Origin of the sequence: Facilibium subflavum, assembly GCF_003574485.1 — a bacterium.
GTDB classification, from domain to species: domain Bacteria; phylum Pseudomonadota; class Gammaproteobacteria; order Francisellales; family Francisellaceae; genus Facilibium; species Facilibium subflavum.
Map to the genome: position 1 here is coordinate 1 of NZ_QLIT01000271.1, position 1,254 is coordinate 1,254.

1 protein-coding gene is annotated in these 1,254 nt (G+C 37.6%); it reads left to right on the forward strand.

The window, feature by feature from the left end; all coding sequences use genetic code 11:
* Positions 1 to 263: 263 nt before the first annotated feature.
* Positions 264 to 1,254 (forward strand): hypothetical protein (locus tag DNK84_RS13160; protein ID WP_162902473.1); only part of this gene is annotated, 991 nt, incomplete at its 3' end.

Here is a 1,254-nt window from a genome sequence, read left to right on the forward strand (position 1 = left end):
CTTAACTTAGTGCCATTAACCTATGTGCTATCTATGGTGTTGAAAATAAAAAAGCCTTAGATAGATTAAGAAAAGAAGATAGCCGACAAGCAGATACTTTAAATGCGATATTTGACGACAGGCGCACAAAAAGATTTGAATTTGATCACTTAAAAATTGCAATTGACAAATATCAAAACTTTATTAGCCATCATACTATTTACCCTGAGTATAATGAAGATGCAGTGTTGGCTTGCGGGTTATTATGCTACCAATATGAACAAATGATTACTATTATTTATCAGGATATTTTAGATAATGCACAGCACTATCAAGGCGTGTACAATTTCAAATGGTGGCATGTAGCATCTTTTGGTATTGGGCTGGCCATTGATTATTTTTACACAACCACACACTTAGCACATGGCATTCAAGAGATACAACATACATTACAAGACCAATCACAACCTGCTTCAGAAAAAATAAACACCATCATCAATATTGCTGATGGGCGCTTAAAACAACGACATGACAGAAAAGATCAGGTTAGCCAGATTTATCAGTTTTTATCACAAGAGCTTTCTGAGCGGGTGAGCACTATAAAACGTGATATGCCGAAAAAAACACCCGTGATGCGCACCAATCTGACCACTACCGGTGATATCTTTTTTCAGGGTGATGAAGGCACAACGCATATAAAAAGAGAAAGAAGCCTATCAAAAGATGAAAGCAGATCACAAAAAAGGCAGCCTTCTATTGAACTTGATGATGACATTGATCCTCAGCAACCACTTATTAATACAATTTCTAATGAGTTATGCGCGCTATCACTACTTCATAGGGAGTTACGAGACACTATGGCGCTTGAAATTGTGCATAATATTGCAAGTCATAATTTAGGTAGTGCATCTATGGTATCTAATGGATTCGTTGATATTTGCATAAGTAAACTTCACAATGAGCCAAGAATCGACCTTGCCGATGACCAATACCCACTTAAGCCTTGCCGCACGGTTTTAAGCAATGAAATTGAGCAAGGTGACATCTTGGTGGACATTGATCACCTGGTAACTGCTAATGCCAATAGCATTATTCTTTTGCCCATCAATTTTGGTAATTGGCATTTCGGCCTTGTAACTATTGACACATCAAATCGTAATATCTATTTTTTTGATTCATTTGGCGGTGACCGTGCAACTTGGATTCGAGAGCGCTTAAAAAACAGGACCCAAAGCACCAGAGCATATAATATTATTAAGGGCGCATTCGGAATTT